This is a genomic window from Faecalibacterium gallinarum (assembly GCF_022180365.1).
In the GTDB taxonomy this organism is placed as follows: Bacteria; Bacillota; Clostridia; order Oscillospirales; family Ruminococcaceae; genus Faecalibacterium; species Faecalibacterium gallinarum.
The window spans coordinates 1-15899 of sequence record NZ_BQKV01000003.1 but is presented as its reverse complement, the minus strand read 5'-3'; the positions used below and the strand labels follow the sequence as shown (position 1 = coordinate 15899).

Annotated in this window: 11 protein-coding genes; 7 read left to right on the top strand and 4 right to left on the bottom strand. The window is 62.8% G+C overall.

The window, feature by feature from the left end; translation table 11 throughout:
* Nucleotides 1-28: 28 nt before the first annotated feature.
* Both JCM17207_RS00360 and JCM17207_RS00355 read right to left on the bottom strand, forming a co-directional pair.
* Nucleotides 29-1303, bottom strand: a complete 1275-nt coding sequence (locus tag JCM17207_RS00360) for an Nramp family divalent metal transporter (RefSeq protein WP_238315469.1) — start codon at nucleotides 1301-1303, stop codon at nucleotides 29-31.
* Nucleotides 1304-1394: 91 nt separating this feature from the next.
* A complete protein-coding gene (locus JCM17207_RS00355) occupies nucleotides 1395-2366 on the bottom strand; it encodes a dihydrodipicolinate synthase family protein (RefSeq protein WP_238315468.1) in 972 nt (323 codons plus the stop codon).
* A 336-nt stretch (nucleotides 2367-2702) separates the two neighbouring features.
* On the opposite strand from JCM17207_RS00355, the gene JCM17207_RS00350 reads away from it, so the two are divergent.
* From JCM17207_RS00350 to JCM17207_RS00340, 3 genes are all read left to right on the top strand, one after another.
* On the top strand, nucleotides 2703-3701 hold the full coding sequence (locus tag JCM17207_RS00350; RefSeq protein WP_238315467.1) for a LacI family DNA-binding transcriptional regulator: 999 nt from the start codon (nucleotides 2703-2705) through the stop codon (nucleotides 3699-3701).
* 263 nt (nucleotides 3702-3964) lie between these two features.
* A complete protein-coding gene (gene licT / locus JCM17207_RS00345; RefSeq protein WP_238315466.1) occupies nucleotides 3965-4837 on the top strand; it encodes a BglG family transcription antiterminator LicT in 873 nt (290 codons plus the stop codon).
* Between the two features lie 209 nt (nucleotides 4838-5046).
* On the top strand, nucleotides 5047-7200 hold the full coding sequence (locus JCM17207_RS00340; RefSeq protein ID WP_238315465.1) for a PTS sugar transporter subunit IIABC: 2154 nt from the start codon (nucleotides 5047-5049) through the stop codon (nucleotides 7198-7200).
* A gap of 97 nt (nucleotides 7201-7297) precedes the next feature.
* Here JCM17207_RS00340 and JCM17207_RS00335 read toward each other — a convergent pair whose 3' ends face one another.
* On the bottom strand, nucleotides 7298-8281 hold the full coding sequence (locus JCM17207_RS00335; RefSeq protein WP_238315464.1) for a LacI family DNA-binding transcriptional regulator: 984 nt from the start codon (nucleotides 8279-8281) through the stop codon (nucleotides 7298-7300).
* A 253-nt stretch (nucleotides 8282-8534) separates the two neighbouring features.
* Here JCM17207_RS00335 and JCM17207_RS00330 point away from each other — a divergent pair, with 253 nt between their 5' ends.
* From JCM17207_RS00330 to JCM17207_RS00315, 4 genes are all read left to right on the top strand, one after another.
* On the top strand, nucleotides 8535-9359 hold the full coding sequence (locus tag JCM17207_RS00330; protein ID WP_238315463.1) for an HAD family hydrolase: 825 nt from the start codon (nucleotides 8535-8537) through the stop codon (nucleotides 9357-9359).
* A gap of 185 nt (nucleotides 9360-9544) precedes the next feature.
* On the top strand, nucleotides 9545-11428 hold the full coding sequence (locus tag JCM17207_RS00325; RefSeq protein ID WP_238315462.1) for a PTS sucrose transporter subunit IIABC: 1884 nt from the start codon (nucleotides 9545-9547) through the stop codon (nucleotides 11426-11428).
* Nucleotides 11429-11507: 79 nt separating this feature from the next.
* On the top strand, nucleotides 11508-13352 hold the full coding sequence (locus JCM17207_RS00320) for an alpha-amylase family glycosyl hydrolase (RefSeq protein WP_238315461.1): 1845 nt from the start codon (nucleotides 11508-11510) through the stop codon (nucleotides 13350-13352).
* On the top strand, nucleotides 13349-14320 hold the full coding sequence (locus JCM17207_RS00315; protein ID WP_373871899.1) for a carbohydrate kinase family protein: 972 nt from the start codon (nucleotides 13349-13351) through the stop codon (nucleotides 14318-14320). The genes JCM17207_RS00320 and JCM17207_RS00315 overlap by 4 nt, the downstream gene beginning before the upstream one ends.
* 187 nt (nucleotides 14321-14507) lie before the next feature.
* Here JCM17207_RS00315 and JCM17207_RS00310 read toward each other — a convergent pair whose 3' ends face one another.
* Complete coding sequence (locus JCM17207_RS00310) at nucleotides 14508-15653, bottom strand: glycerate kinase family protein (protein WP_238315460.1); 1146 nt, start codon at nucleotides 15651-15653, stop codon at nucleotides 14508-14510.
* Between the last annotated feature and the right edge of the window lie 246 nt (nucleotides 15654-15899).

The window sequence follows — 15899 nt, the reverse complement described above, 5'->3', positions numbered from 1 at the left end:
GGGTTGTTATGGAGGTTTCCCCTAAGGATCACAGGCCGAAGAGGGCCATCAGTTTGGGCAGCTGGCCGGACAGGGCCGAGCCGGTCATAATCAGGGCGAAAATGTAGCTGATGGTCATGCAGATGCGGAGGACGGTGGGCTTTTTGTACCCTTCGTTCACGTCATTGCGCCAGAGCAGCAGCAGGATGAACAGGCCGCCCACCGGGGTGGCGATGGAGGTGGCGATGTTGGCCATCAGGATCAGCTGGGTGGGAGAGCCGTCGTAGCTGTAGCAGATCACCATGGCGAAGGCCAGGCAGATCAGGCAGCCGATCCGGATGAACTTGCTCTCCAGGCTGACGTCCTTGTCCAGGCCCGCCCCCAGCAGCACCATGCCGCGCTGGGTGTTGGCCAGCAGGGAGGAGAAGCCCGCGCCCAGCAGCGCCAGGCCCATGATGTACCGGGCCGCGCCGCCCATGATGGGCACCAGCAGCTCCGCCAGCTGGGCCGGGGCCGAGATGGAGAGCCCCTGGGGGTGGAGCACCACGGCGCCCACCAGGATGATGGCGCCCGAGATCAGCACCACGCTGATGATGTGGACCAGGGCGTCGGTGAACATAACGCCGTTGAACAGGTCCTCTTTCTTCCACTTCTTTTCCTTGCCCAGGTAGGTGGCGTAGATGCCCGAGGTCACCGCCGCGTTGGTGGAGATAAAGGCCAGCGCGGTGGCGAGGCTGCCCTCGGGGATCTCAAAGCTCACCAGCCCCTTGCCGAAGGCGCCCCAGTCCGGGCCGCCCACGCCGATCAGGGTGGCGTAGAAGGAGACGATCATCACCAGGATGCAGAGGGTGATGATTTTTTCCACTTTGGAGTAGACGTTCTTGGCGAAGTAGCAGTAGACCACCACCGCAATCATGATGACCGAGCCCAGTTTCCAGTTGACGCCAAAAATCAGGTTCATGCCTGCGCCGGTGCCCGAGATGTTGCCCATGGTGAAGAACAGGCAGGCCATAAACACGGCGATGCCCACCACATAGGCGGCGGCCCGGCCGTAATATTTGCGGATGGCGTGGATGGTGGGCATGCCGGTGATGATGGCCAGACGGTTGGTGGTCATCATAAAGGTGATGCCCATAAAGATGATGGGAATAATCAGCCAGACCAGGGAGTACCCGTAGTCTGCGCCCAGCATGGCGGCGGTGGTCACCGCGCCGGGGCCAATGACGATGCCGGTGGCCACCAGACCGGGGCCGATCCGTTTCAGCAGTTCCCGCAGGGGCAGTCGTTTAATGTCAGCGCCATAGACAGTTTTATTCTCACTCATAAGGAAGCTCCTTTTCGTAAAAAAAGGGGCGCTGCGCTCCGGCAGCGCCCCACGAAAGGTCACTTGATGTCAGACAAGGAGGGTCAAATTTTTATTTGTACTGCTCCATGTCCACAGCGGGCAGCTGGCTGCGCTCGAGGCCCAGGGCCACCCAGTCCTTTTCCTCCTGGTTCAGGGGCAGGACGGGCTTGCGCATCAGGGCGTTGGAGAAGATGCCCCGCTGATACAGAGCCTCCTTCAGGCGGGCGTGGGCCTCGCCGGAGGGCTGGCCGCCGCCATAGATGGCCTGGGAGATGTGGTAGATCCGGTTGGACCAGTCCTGCGCCTCTTTCAGGGTGTGCTTGTCCGGGTTGCGGAAGACGTCCCAGGCGGGGCAGATCAGCTCGGGCACACAGCCGGCAAAGCCGATCAGAGCGCCGTCCATGCCGGGGAACCAGCTGACGCAGAGGGTCTCGTCGTGGCAGGTGATGAGGGAGATGTCGGGGCACTCCTCACGCAGCTTGCGGACGTCGTGCTCGTAGATGGAGGTGACGCGGGTGCCCATCTTGATGCACTTGACGTGGGGGATCTCCTTGCACATCTTGATCAGAGTCTCCACAGGGTAGAAGGCCTTGGAGGTGGCGGGGTACAGGTGGATGATGATGTCGATGTCGGCGCCCTCGGCCACGTCCTTGATGTACTCAAAGGGAGCGTTGGCGTTCATGCCGAAGCGGAGCCACATGTGGGGGGGCATCAGCAGGATGCCGTCGGCGCCGGCCTCTTTGGCCTCCTTGGCCATCTCGATGGACTCGATGGTGTTCTCGCAGTTGACGCCCGAGATGATGGTCATCACGTCGCCGCACTCCTCGGCGCAGATCTCCACCACACGCTTGCGCTCGGCACGGGTCAGGCCGGTGATCTCACCGGTGTGGCCGTTGCAGACCAGACCCTCGATTCCCTTGCCGTAGAAGCTCTTGATCCAGCGCAGGTAGGCGCGGAACTCGGGCTCGTTGATGGAGTAGTCGGCGTTCAGGGGAACAGAAACAGCGGGGAAAATGGTCTTGAAAGTTTTAACCTTAGCCATGGTGATTGCTCCTTTCCAAAGTCGAAACACAAAATATAAAACGTATCACTGTCATTTTGAATTCCGGGTGCGCACCTCAGATTCTTTGTGCAAACGTTTGTTTGCTTGTTGTGGCCCTATTATGTCACCGGCCGGGCGGATTGTCAACGAATCCGGCAATGGCTGCAAAATTTTGCATACGAGTTACAATGTTTTGCACAAAATGTACAAAATCATAAAAACCAGAGCAATAATTGTGCAACTTCACCACCCGGTTTTTGGCCCTGGAACGATTGTTTTTTCTGCCGGACACGATTATAATAGATTTATATACAAACGTTTGCATGGAGGTGTACCATGGCGACTCTGAAAGACGTGGCCCGGCTGGCCTGCGTGGATGTGAGCACCGTCTCCCGCGCGCTGAACAATACCTCTTATGTCCACCCGGACACCAAGGCCCGGATCTACGCCGCGGCCAAGGAGCTGGGCTATCACCCCAACATTATGGCCCAGGCCCTGCGCCAGGGTCGGCGGCACACCATCGGGGTGGTGGTGCCCCGGCTGCACATGACCATCTTCTCCGAGATCCTCCAGGGCGTCGAGCGGAAGGCCCGCCAGCTGGGCTATGCCACCCTGATCTGCACCACCGAGGACGACCCCAAGCTGGAAAAAGACTGCCTGAACCGGCTGCGGAACGGCTTTGTGGACGGGATCATCGTCACCGGCACCGGGCGGAACGGCCGCTTATTAAAGGATATCCAGGCCAGCGGGGTGGCGGTGGTCCAGCTGGTGCGGCGGCAGGAGGCCCAGATCAGCAGCATTGTGGCGGACTACCGGGTCTGCGGCGAGGACGCCGCCCGGTACCTCAAGAGCCGGGGCTGCCGGAAGATGGGGCTGATCAACGGGTCGTTTCAGTTCGCCCCTTATAAAGAACGGTACGAGGGGTTCAGCCGGGCGGTGGAACAGCTGGGTCTGGAGGCCCATTTCTGCGAGTCGGACCGGCCGGGGAACAGCTTCGAGTATGGGTATGACTGCGCCAACCAGCTGCTGGACGAGACCCCCGACCTGGACGCGATTCTGGCGGCGGTGGATGTCCAGGGGCTGGGGGCCATCCGGGCGGTCACCGAGCGGGGGCTGAAAATCCCCGAGCAGATCAAGATCATCAGCCTGACGGGCCACGAGATCGGGGCCATGCTCCAGACCACCATGACCTCCATGGAGATGCCCGCCCAGCGGATGGGCGAAAAGGCCGCCCAGATGATCATCGACGAGATCGAGACCGGCGGCCCCCAAAAGACCGCCGGGCCCCAGCACCTTTCCTTCACCATGCAGCTGGAAGAACGGGAGAGCACCTGACCGGTACCCCCTGTGGGCCGGCCCGGGGGCGCACAAAAAGTCCGTCTTATTTTTGTACGCCTCCACGAAATTTGGTTAAAAGATTGACAAACCCGCCGGAGTGTGCTATCTTTACTCCAGATTCGTTGGAATGTTACCGGTGAAGCGGGCTTGACCAACTCTGTACAGCATTTTTTGAGGGAACAGTTTTTTCGCGAGCGATCCCCAATGAGCAGAGCTGTATGGGGCTGGTTTTTTCTTTTGTCAGGAGAGGCGGAGGGACAGTGCGGATCAAAAAAGTCATCAACAACAACATCCTCTGCGTTGTGGACGAAAAGGGCCATGAAATGATTGTTACCGGCCGGGGCCTGGGCTTCAAGCGGAAGGCCGGCGAGCTTTTGGACGCCAGCCTCGTGGAAAAAACCTACCACATGGACGACAAAGCCGCCCAGCGCCGCCTGCGGGAGCTAGCGGGCCAGATCGAACCGGAACTGCTGAAGCTGACCGAGAATCTGGTGGAGTACATCCAGAGCCAGATCAACCAGCCGCTCAACGAATCGCTGCTCATCACCATGGCGGACCACATCAGCTTTGCCCTGCGGCGGAAGGCCGAGGGCCTGGAGTTCCAAAACCCCCTCAAGGGGTCCATCGTCTGCTACTACCCCAGCGAATACCGGCTGGGCCGCCGCTGCCTCGAAGAGATCCGGGCGAAAACCGGGGTCAACCTGGCCGAGGACGAGGCCGCCTTTCTGGCGCTGCACATCGTGAACGCCGAGCTCAACACCAACATGAGCGAGATGTACGACATCACCCGGATGATCGAAGGGGTGATCCAGGTGGTGGAATATTACTACGGCCGCCCCTTCGACCGGGATTCGCTGGATTTCAGCCGGTTCGTGGTCCATCTGCGGTACTTCGCCCAGCGGATCTTCCAGGACAAGACCATGCCGGACGGCACCGACGAACAGGACATCCTCTTCCGCCGGCTGGTGGCCCGGAACAGCAAGGTGCACTACAAATGCGCCCAGCACATCGCCGAGTACATCGCCAGCGCCTACCACAAACAGCTCTCGGAAGAAGAGCTGATCTACCTCACCATCCATCTGCGCCGGATCAATCTGGGCGGCGCGCCGGAATCGCCGGATTCCGAAATTTAAGAACCAAATCACTGCCCCGCACTTTTTTGCGGGAACGGGATAGTTACCGTGTTTTACCATCGGGCTAAACCCATACTCTGTGCACAGAATCCCCCTCTGCGCGCGGGGTGTGGGTTTTACTATTTTCCGGCCGGACGCCCCTTCTCTCCCCTGGGGCGGCGGCCGGGGCCGCATCCAAACTTTTCCTACATCCAAAAGGAGGAATCATTGTGAAAGACAAGATCTTCGGCGTTTTGCAGCGTGTGGGCCGCTCCTTTATGCTCCCCATCGCCCTGCTGCCGGTGGCCGGCCTTCTGCTGGGCATTGGCAGCTCCTTCACCAACGCCACCATGCTGGAGGCCTACGGCCTGACCGGCGTCATCTATGAGGGCAGCGTCATCTATACCGTGCTGGACATCATGAACCAGTGCGGCAGCGCCATCTTCAACAACCTGCCCCTGCTGTTCGCCATGGGCGTGGCCATCGGCATGGCCAAGAAGGAAAAAGAGGTGGCCGCCCTCTCCGGCGCCATCGCCTACCTGATTATGAACACCGCCATCTCGGCCCTGATCAACGCCCACGGCGGCGTGGAGGCCATGGCGGCCAACTCCACCACCTCCATGCTGGGCATCACCACCCTTCAGATGGGCGTCTTTGGCGGCGTCATCGTGGGCCTGGGGGTGGCCGCCCTCCACAACAAGTTCTATAAGATCGAGCTGCCCCAGGTGCTCTCCTTCTTCGGCGGCACCCGGTTTGTGCCCATCGTCTCCAGCATCGTCTTTTTGATCGTGGGCATCGGCCTGTTCTTTGTCTGGCCGGTGGTCCAGAACGGCATCGCCGCCCTGGGCAACCTGGTCATCCGCTCCGGCTACGCGGGCACCTGGATCTACGGCCTGATCGAGCGGGCCCTGATCCCCTTCGGCCTGCACCATGTGTTCTATATGCCCTTCTGGCAGACCGCCGTGGGCGGCACCGCCATCATCGACGGGGTCACCGTCCAGGGCGCCCAGAACATCTTCTTCGCCGAGCTGGCTTCCAAGTCCACCGAGGTCTTCTCCGTCTCGGCCACCCGCTTTATGGCGGGCAAATTCCCCTTCATGATCTTCGGCCTGCCCGGCGCCGCCCTGGCTATGTACCGGGCCGCCAAGCCCGAAAAGCGGAAGGTCGCCGGCGGCCTTTTGATCTCCGCCGCCCTGACCTCCATGCTCACCGGCATCACCGAGCCTTTGGAGTTCACCTTCCTCTTTGTGGCCCCCGCCATGTACGCGGTCCACTGCGTCTACGCCGGCCTGTCCTACATGCTGATGCACATCTTTAACGTGGGCGTGGGCATGACCTTCTCCGGCGGCCTCATCGACCTGACCCTCTTCGGCATCCTCCAGGGCAACGCCAAGACCCACTGGATCTGGGTGGTGATCGTGGGCGTGGTCTACTTCTTCCTGTACTACCTCACCTTCTACTTCATGATTACCAAGATGAACCTCAAGACCCCCGGCCGTGAGGACGACGACGAGGAGACCAAGCTCTTCACCCGCTCCGACTTCAAGGCCAAGACCGGCGTGGGCCCCGACGGCTCGGCCCCCGCGGCGGGCGGTTACTCCGACCCCACCTCGGCCCTGATCCTCGAGGGCCTGGGCGGCAAATCCAACCTCTCGGACGTGGACTGCTGCGCCACCCGTCTGCGGGTCACCGTGGTTGACCCCGACAAGGTTCAGGACGCCCTGCTGAAACGCTCCGGCGCTTCCGGCGTGGTCCACAAGGGCAACGGCATCCAGGTCATCTATGGCCCCCAGGTGGCGGTCATCAAGTCCAATCTGGTGGACTTTATGGAGAAGCCCGAGTCCGACCGGGTGGGCCAGGGCAGCGCCCCCGCCCCCGCTCCGGCTCCCGCTGAAAAGCCCGCCGCTCCCGCCGCCCCCAAGATGAAGGATTCCATCCTGGGCTCCCACATGAACGGCCAGGCCCTGGCCCTGGCCAAGGTCCAGGACGAGGCCTTTGCCTCCGGTGCTCTGGGCGAGGGCGTGGCCATCGAGCCCACCGAGGGCGCCCTCTATGCCCCCGCCGACGCCAAGGTGGAGAACGTCTTTGACACCAAGCACGCCATCAGCCTGCTGACCGACGACGGCGCAGAGCTCTTGATCCACATCGGCATCAACACGGTGGAGCTGGGGGGCAAGCACTTCGACGTGAAGGTTGCCGAGGGCGACCAGGTCAAGAAGGGCCAGCTGCTGACCACCTTCGACATGGAGGCCATCAAGGCCGCCGGCTACCCCTGCACCACCCCCATGATCGTCTGCAACACCGACGACTACAAGGCCGTGGATGCCCTGCGGACCGAGGGCGAGATCAAGGCCGGCGAGGACATTCTGGCCCTCCGCGGCTAAGCCATTTCCTTTCTCTTTCTCTCTTATAGATCCTTCCTAAGCGCGCAGAGGCCGCGCCTGTCTTAAACCGACAGGCGCGGCCTCCGCGTTTTTTGTTTTACCGGCGGGTGGAGTCCTGCTCCACCAGGGTATACCCCAGCTTGATCTCCTTGGCGGGCAGATCGGGGGTTTCCAGCTGTTCCAGCAGCAGCCGGGCGGCGCTGGTGCCGCTCTCCTCGTAGAAATACCGGATGGTGGTGATGGTGGGGGTGGTGGCCTCGCTGATGTTGGAGGCCCCCTGCCCGGTCAAAAGGGTCTGGCCCGGCACCCGGACCCCCTGGCTGCGGAGGTATTGCAGCGCGCCCACCGCCATGGAGTCGGTGGCGCAGATCACAGCGTCCAGGGGGCCGAACTTCTCCCACAGCTCCCGAGCCTTCTCCCGGCCGGAGGCGATGGAAAACTCGGCGATCACCGTGTTCCCGGCCTGGTCGGCCATTCCGGCGGCGGTCAGGGCGTCGGCCCAGGCCCGGCTCCGCTCGGCGCCCACGGCCACGTCCTTTGGCAGCGCGCCGATGTACCCCAGCCGCCGGCAGCCCTTGGCCAGCACCAGTTTCGTCATCTCATAAAAGGCGTTGTAGTCGTCGTGGTAGACGCAGTTGCCCCCCCGCAGCCGCTGGCCCACCACCACCACCGGCCCCATCCGGCGCAAGAGTGCCCGGTGAGCCGCCGTTAGGACGGTGGCGATCAGGATCACCCCGTCCACCCGCTGGTGGGCGAAGAGCCGCAGAGATTCCAGCTCCCGCTCGGGGTCGTTGTGGCTGTCCGCCAACAGGATCTGAAACCCCTGTTTTTCCAGCACCGACTCGATCCCCGCCAGGATGGTGCTGATGGAAAAGGAGTTGATCTTGGGCAGCACCACCCCGATGATCCGGGTTTTGCGGGTGCGCAGGCTCTGGGCCTGGATCATGGGCCGGTAGCCCGTCTCCGCGATCACCTTGGCAATGGCCTGCTTTTTCTCCTCGGAGAGGTAGCCGTCGTTCAGGTAGCGGGACACCGCCGCTTTGGACACACCGGCCAGTTTTGCGATTTCTGATATATTCATGGGTCCTCCCGGTGGGGGCTAAGCACGGCCCCCCTCATCCTGTACCATACCACACTCGCCGCACCTTGCCAAGAGTTTTTTAAAGTTTCGCGTCCGTTCGTTCTCTTTGTCAAAGGGCGGGGGCTTTTTTTGGGCAAACTGCCGACGGCTCTTTTCTTTACAGCCCCGGGGGGCCGTGCTATAATTTTGATATGAAACCATTTTCAGTTTTGACCATTTTTATCCCTCAAACCCCAAAAGGAGGCCCTTTGTTATGAATCCCACCCTGATTTTCCTGGACATTGACGGCACCCTCACCGAGCCCGGCTCCAACGTGCCCCCCGCCTCGGCCCTGGAGGCCGTCCGCCGGGCCCAGGCCCGCGGCCACAAAGTCGCCCTCTGCTCGGGGCGCAACTACGGCATGCTCTCCCCCCTGCTGCAATACGGCTTTGACGCGGTGATCGCCAGCGCCGGGGGCTACATCGAGTACGGCGGCCAGGTGATCTACGACTGCCCCATGACCCCCGCCCAGCAGAAGCTGGTCCTGGAGACCTTTGCCGCCAGCGGGGTCTACCGCACCATCGAGGGGCGGCTGGGCAGCTACACCGACGAGAGCTTCAAGGACTTTCTGGCCCAGACGTCCGGCGGCAACAGCGAATTGGTCCGCTGGCGCCAGCAGCTGGAGCAGAACCTGGGCATCCGCCCCATGTCGGAATACGACGGGGAGCCCATCTATAAAATCGTCTTTATGAGCCCCAGCCGGGAGGCCCTGGCCGAACCCCAGCGGCTTCTGGGGGCGGACTTTGACTTCTGCATCCAGGATCCCGACGCCTCGGGCATCGTCAACGGCGAGCTGATCAACAAGCAGTTCAACAAGGGCACCGCCGTCCGGCGTCTGGCCGAGGCCGCGGGCATCCCCCTGGCGGACACGGTGGCCTTTGGGGACAGCATGAACGATCTGGAAATGATGCAGACCGCCGGCCTTTCCATCTGCATGGGCAACGGCAGCGAAACCCTGAAAAAAGCCGCCCACGAGGTCTGCGGCCGGGTGGAGGAGGACGGGCTCTACCACGCCTTCGCCGCCCACGGGCTGATCTGATCCCCGGCCCCGGGCGTTCCTCCCAAAACAATGGGCCCTCGTCTCTTTTTGCACAAATTTGGCAGAAAATGTTTGGCTTATCTGCCGGTTTACAGCCCCCGGGCCCGGCGCTATAATGGGTGTCGGAAAATGAAACCGATTACACATCATTTCAAGCTCACCCAAGGATCTGTGGAGGAAGAATTATGGCATTGGATTACGCAAAATGCGCCCAAGAGATCTTCAGTCATCTCGGCGGGCGGGAGAACCTGGTCAGTGCGGCCCATTGCGCCACCCGGCTGCGGCTGGTCACCGTGGACAACAGCAAGGTGGACATGAAAGCCCTGGAGAATGTGGAGGGCGTCAAGGGCGTTTTCAGCTCCAATGGGCAGTTACAGCTCATCATCGGCACCGGCACCGTGAACAAGGTGTACGATGAATTTTTGAAAATCACCGGCATGACCGCCGCCACCAAGGACGAGGTCAAGGCCGCCGCCGCGGCCAAACAGCCCCTGCCCCAGCGGCTGATCAAGTCCCTGGGCGACGTGTTCGTCCCCATCCTGCCCGCCATCGTGGCCTCGGGCCTGATGATGGGCCTGGTGGAGGCCCTGGGCAACGCCATCCCCAGCTTTGCGGGCTCGGACTGGTATGGCTTCCTCGATCTGGTGTCCGGCGCAGCCTTCGCCTATCTGCCGGTCCTGGTGGCCGTCAGCGCGGCCCGGGTCTTCGGCGGCAATATCTTCCTGGGCGGCGTCATCGGCCTGTGCATGATCCACTCCAGCCTGATCAACGCCTGGTCGGTGGCCAGCTATGAGGGGGCCATCCCCACCTGGAACCTGCTCTTCTTCACCGTCAACAAGGTAGGCTACCAGGGCCACGTGATCCCCGTCATCATCGCCGTCTGGCTCATGTGCCAGATCGAGAAGCGGCTGCACAAGATCGTGCCCGAGGTCATCGACCTGTTCGTCACCCCGCTGGTCACGGTGCTGACCACCGCTTTCCTGACCTTCACCATCATCGGACCCATCTTCTCCACCGCGGAGACCTACCTGCTCAGCTTCGCCCAGTGGCTGATCACCGTGGGCTTCGGCATCGGCTCTCTGGCCATGGGCGCAATTTATCCCCTGACGGTTGTCTGCGGCCTCCATCACATGTATAATGTTATCGAGGCCGGTCTGCTGGCCGAGGGCGGCCTGAACATCTGGATGCCCATCGCGTCGGCAGCCAACTTTGCACAGTGCGGCGCCTGCCTGGCCGTGGCCCTCAAGAGCAAGAACCCCAAGAATAAGACCATCGCCATTCCCTCGGCCCTGTCGGCCGCCCTGGGCATCACCGAGCCCGCCATCTTCGGCGTCAACCTGCGTCTGGTGAAACCCCTGGTCTGCGGCATGATCGGCGGCGCCATCGGCGCCATGTTCGGTGCCATCATGGGCATCGGCGCCAACGCCTACGGCGTCACCGGCATCCCCGGTTTCCTGATCGTGGACAGCGGCAAGATTCTCCCCTACGCCATCCTGCTGGCCATCTCCGGCGGCGTGGCCTTCGCCCTGACCTGGGTGGTCTGGAAGGACGAGGAGTCCGCCCCCGCCGAAAAGCCGGTGGAAACCGCTCCTGCTGCCCCCGCCGAGTCCGCTGAGCCGGTGGTGTACGCACCCCTGACCGGCAGCGTCGTCGCCCGGGATCAGATCCCCGACGAGACCTTTGCTTCCGGCGTTTTGGGTGACGGCTGCGGCATCGAGCCCACCGTGGGCGAGGTGGTGGCCCCCTGTGACGGCGTCATCTCCACCGTGGCCGAGACCCGCCACGCCGTGGGCATCAGCGGCCCCGCCGACATGGAGCTGCTGATCCACGTGGGCGTGGACACCGTCGAGATGAAGGGCGACGGCTTCAAGGCCCTGGTCAAGACCGGCGACACCGTCAAGAAGGGCCAGAAGCTTTTGACCTTCGATCTTGCCAAGATCCGGGCCGCCGGCCACCCCACCGTCACCACCGTTCTGGTGACCAACGCGGACGACTACGCCGGGCTGACTCTGGAAGCCGCGGGCTCCGTCACCGCCGGGGACAAGCTGATCGCTGTGCAGAAGGCTTAATTCCCCCCTTTTATTCCATCCATTTTTTCTCCGCCGCAGGCAGGCACTGTTTGCGGCCCCCTTTGTGTGAGGTGTTCGTATGACAAAGAAGGAAGAAGCCCTGTTCCAGAGCCGTCTGGAACGCCACCTGGACGAGCTGCGCTGGCTGTATATGGAGCTGTACGACAACGGCTCCATGTTCGCCGAGCTCTGCGACAACCTGCACCGGTTCGCCGAGGAGCGGGCCGCTGCCCTCAAGGCCCGGGACATCGCCCGGGAGGCAGACCCCGACTGGTACAAATCCAGCGATCTGACCGGCATGATGATGTACATTGACAACTTCGCGGGCAACCTGAACGGCGTGCGGGAGAAGCTGCCCTATCTGGAGCAGACCGGCGTCAACCTGCTCCACCTGATGCCCTTCCTGGACACGGTGCCGGGCCGGAGCGACGGCGGCTATGCGGTGGCCGATTTCCGGAAAGTGCGGCCGGATCTGGGCACCATGGAGGACCTGGAGGCCCTGACCGATGCCTGCCACAAAAAGGGCATCAACGTCTGCATGGACTTCGTGATGAACCACACCAGCGAGGACCACGAGTGGGCCAAGCGTGCCCGGGCGGGCGACGGCGAGTACATGAGCCGGTATTTCTTCTATGCGGACCCGGCCATCCCCGCCGAGTACGAGAAAACCGTGCCCCAGGTGTTCCCCACCAGCGCGCCGGGCAACTTCACCTGGCTGCCCGAGTGCGGCCACTATGTAATGACCACCTTCTACCCCTATCAGTGGGACCTGAACTACCGCAACCCCCGGGTCTTCAACGAGATGATGTATAACTTCCTGTACCTGGCCAACCGGGGCATGGACGTCATCCGGATCGACGCGGTGCCCTATATCTGGAAAGAGCTGGGCACCGACTGCCGCAACCTGCCCCGGGTCCACACCATCGTGCGGATGATGCGGATGATCGGCGAGATCGTCTGCCCCTCGGTGATCCTGCTGGGCGAGGTGGTCATGGAGCCGGTGAAGGTTGTGCCCTACTTCGGCACGGTGGATAAGCCCGAGTGCCATATGCTCTACAACGTCACCACCATGTGCACCACCTGGCACACGGTGGCCACCCAGGACACCCGCCTTTTGCGGATGCAGCTGGACAGCGTCAACAGCCTGCCCAAGGAATATGTGTTCCTGAACTATCTGCGCTGCCACGACGACATCGGCTGGGGCCTGGACTTCGCCACCCTGAAGGGCTGGGGCATGGAGGAAGTGCCCCACAAGCGGTACCTGAACGACTACTTCCTGGGCAACATCCCGGGCAGCACCAGCCGGGGCGCCCTCTACAACGACGACCCCACCTCGGGCGACGCCCGTTTCTGCGCCACCACCGCCAGCCTCTGCGGCATCGAGAAGGCGGGCTTTGAAGGGGACGCCGCCGCCATGGAGCGGGCGGTCCGGTTCGACCTGACCCTCCACGCCATGATGCTGATGCAGACCGGCATCCCCATGATTTACAGCGGCGACGAGATCGCCCAGGTGAACGATTACAGCTACCTCGACGACCCCAACAAGGCCGGGGACAGCCGCTACATCCATCGGGGCAAGTTCCGCTGGGACATCGCCGAGAACATCCACGACCTCTCCACCCCGGAGGGCCAGGTGTTCTGCGGCCTCAACGCCCTGAACGCTCTGCGGAAGACAAACCCCGCCTTCGGCACCACCGCCGACGTCTGGACCCTGGACACCGGGGACAACGGGCTTTTGGCCATCGGCCGGTACGCCGAGGGCCAGAAGGTGATCGGCGTCTTTAACTTCACCGGCGAGGAGAAGGCGGTCACCTTCCCCCATGACGGCGGGGTGTTCCACGACCTGCTCACCGACGAACCCCACACCCTGGAGGGGCTGACCATCCCCGCCTATGGATTCTACTACATGGAGCAGATGGTATGATGAAAAACGACGCGCGCTATGATATCGTGGCCCTGGGCGAGCTCTTGATCGACCTGGTCCAGTGCGGCCGCAGCACCCAGGATAACCCTCTCTTGGAGGCCAACCCCGGCGGCGCACCCTGCAACGTGCTGGCCCTGCTGGCCCGTCTGGGCCACCCGGCAGCCTTCATCGGCAAGGTGGGCCAGGACGGTTTCGGCAACCAGCTGGAAGCCGCCCTGCGGGAGGTGGGCATCGACCCCCGGGGCCTGCGGCGGGACAAAGCCGCCACCACCCTGGCGGTGGTGACCACCCAGCCCGACGGGGACCGGGCCTTCTCCTTCTACCGCACCCCCGGCGCAGATACCCTGCTCCGGGCCGACGAGCTGGACGAAGAGCTGCTCACCGGCTGCCGGATCTTCCACTACGGCACCCTGTCCATGACGGCAGACCCCTGCCGCACCGCCACCCGCACCGCCGTAGAGGCCGCCAAGGCGGCGGGGGCCCTGCTCTCCTTCGACCCGAACCTCCGGGAGTCCCTCTGGGATGACCTGGAGGACGCCCGAGCCGCGGTGGCCTGGGGCCTCGAACACTGCGACATCCTGAAAATTTCGGACAACGAGCTGCAATGGTTCACCGGCAAGGAGGACTTTGACGAGGGGATGGCCCTTCTGCGGGCGCAGTATCCCATCCCCCTGATCGTCCTCTCCCTGGGCAAAACCGGCAGCCGCGCCTATTGCGGTGAGGTCCGGGTGGAGATGCCCGGCTTCAAGATGGAAAACACCATCGAGACCACCGGCGCCGGGGATACCTTTATGGGCGGCATCCTCCACGGGGTGCTGACCCGGGGCTGGCGGGGTTATACCGCCGAAGAACTGGCCGAGATGCTCCGCTTCGCCAATGCGGCGGCGGCCATCGTCACCACCCGCCGGGGCGCTTTGCGGGTGATGCCCACCCGGGAAGAGATCGACGCTCTGCTGGCCCGGGGCTAAGTTTCCGCTATTCTCTCAATCCCATCCCGTTGGTTCTCTCTTTCTCTCTTTCTCAACTCAAAACTCAAACAATTCCATCGGCAAAAAAGCCGCTGCAAGTGGGATGGCTTGCGGCGGCTTTTTTCCGTGTTTCGGGGCGATGCCCGCGGCTATGGGGCCCCCAGTAACCCGGGGGTCATATTGGTTTTTACCGCCGGCCCAGTTCCATCCCGCAGCGGACGGCCCGGAGCAGCCGACAGGCCGCGTCCAGATAGAGCTCCTCGCTGCGGGCCAGGGCCTCTTCCAGCGACATGGCCCCATTGATGGTGGTGGTCACGCTCCAAATGCCGTGGCGGTAGATCTCCTCGTAGCCCGCCAGAAGGCCGCCCACCACGGCCACCGCCGGGACCCCCGCCCGTTTGCAGCGGTCCCCCACCCCGGCGGGAACCTTGCCAAAGGAGGACTGCCAATCCATCCGCCCCTCGCCGGTGATGACCAGGTCTGCGCCTTTCAGCTTTTCGTCGAAGCGGATCAAATCCAGCACCGTCTCGATGCCGGGCCTGCGCTCCGCGCGGAGGAACGCCATCAGCCCAAAGCCCAGCCCTCCGGCTGCCCCGGCTCCGGGCTGGGCGGAGGCGCAGACCCCCGTTGCCTGTTCCGTCAGGGCGGCATAGCGGCGCATCCCTTCTTCCAGCTGTTCCACCATGGCGGGGTCGGCCCCTTTCTGGGGGCCGAAGGTGTAGCTCCCGCCGCTGGGGCCCAACAGAGGATTGGTCACATCGCACATCACCGTAAAGGTGGTCTGGGCCGCCGCGGGGTGCAGCCCACTTTGATCCACCCGCCGGACCCGGGCCAGATCCGCCCCGCAGCCCGGGAGGGGCTGGCCGTCCCCGTCCAGGAACTTCACCCCCAGGGCGGCCAGCGCCCCCATGCCGCCGTCGTTGGTGGCGCTGCCCCCCACCGCGATGGTGATATCCCGGATGCCCTGGTCCAGCGCGTCCCGGATCAACTGGCCGGTCCCGTAGGTGGTGGCCTTCATGGGGTCCCGCTCCCCCGGTTTTACCAGGGGCAGGCCCGAGGCCTGGGCCATCTCGACGATGGCCCGCCCGCCGGGCAGCAGCCCGTAGGACGCCTGGACCGGTCGGCCCATCGGCCCCCGGACCTCAATGGTGCGGATCCTGCCCTTTTGCTCGGCCACCACCGCATCCATAGTCCCTTCGCCGCCGTCCGCCACCAGCATCCCCTCGGTGTCCGCCCCCGGAAAAACCTGTTCCACCGCCTGTTCCAGCAGCTGGACGATCCGTTCCGAGGTCAAGGACCCTTTAAAGGAATCCGACGCAAACAAAATTTTCATCGCGGTTTTGCCTCCTTGCTCCCATCCGGGCGGCTTTCGCCCACATTCAGGGTTTCGTCTCTCTGCATTATAAAACATCCCCCCGGAAAAGGCAAAGTGAACCGGTCCAAATTGTGTGGACAGTACAAAAAAGCCCCAAGTGTAGGAGATTAGGATTCAGCAGGAGTGGCGGAGCGTTAGCGGAGCCACTCCTGCTTTCGTTTGGATTCGCTCGTGGTTATAAAACTGGATGTATCGGTCGATCAT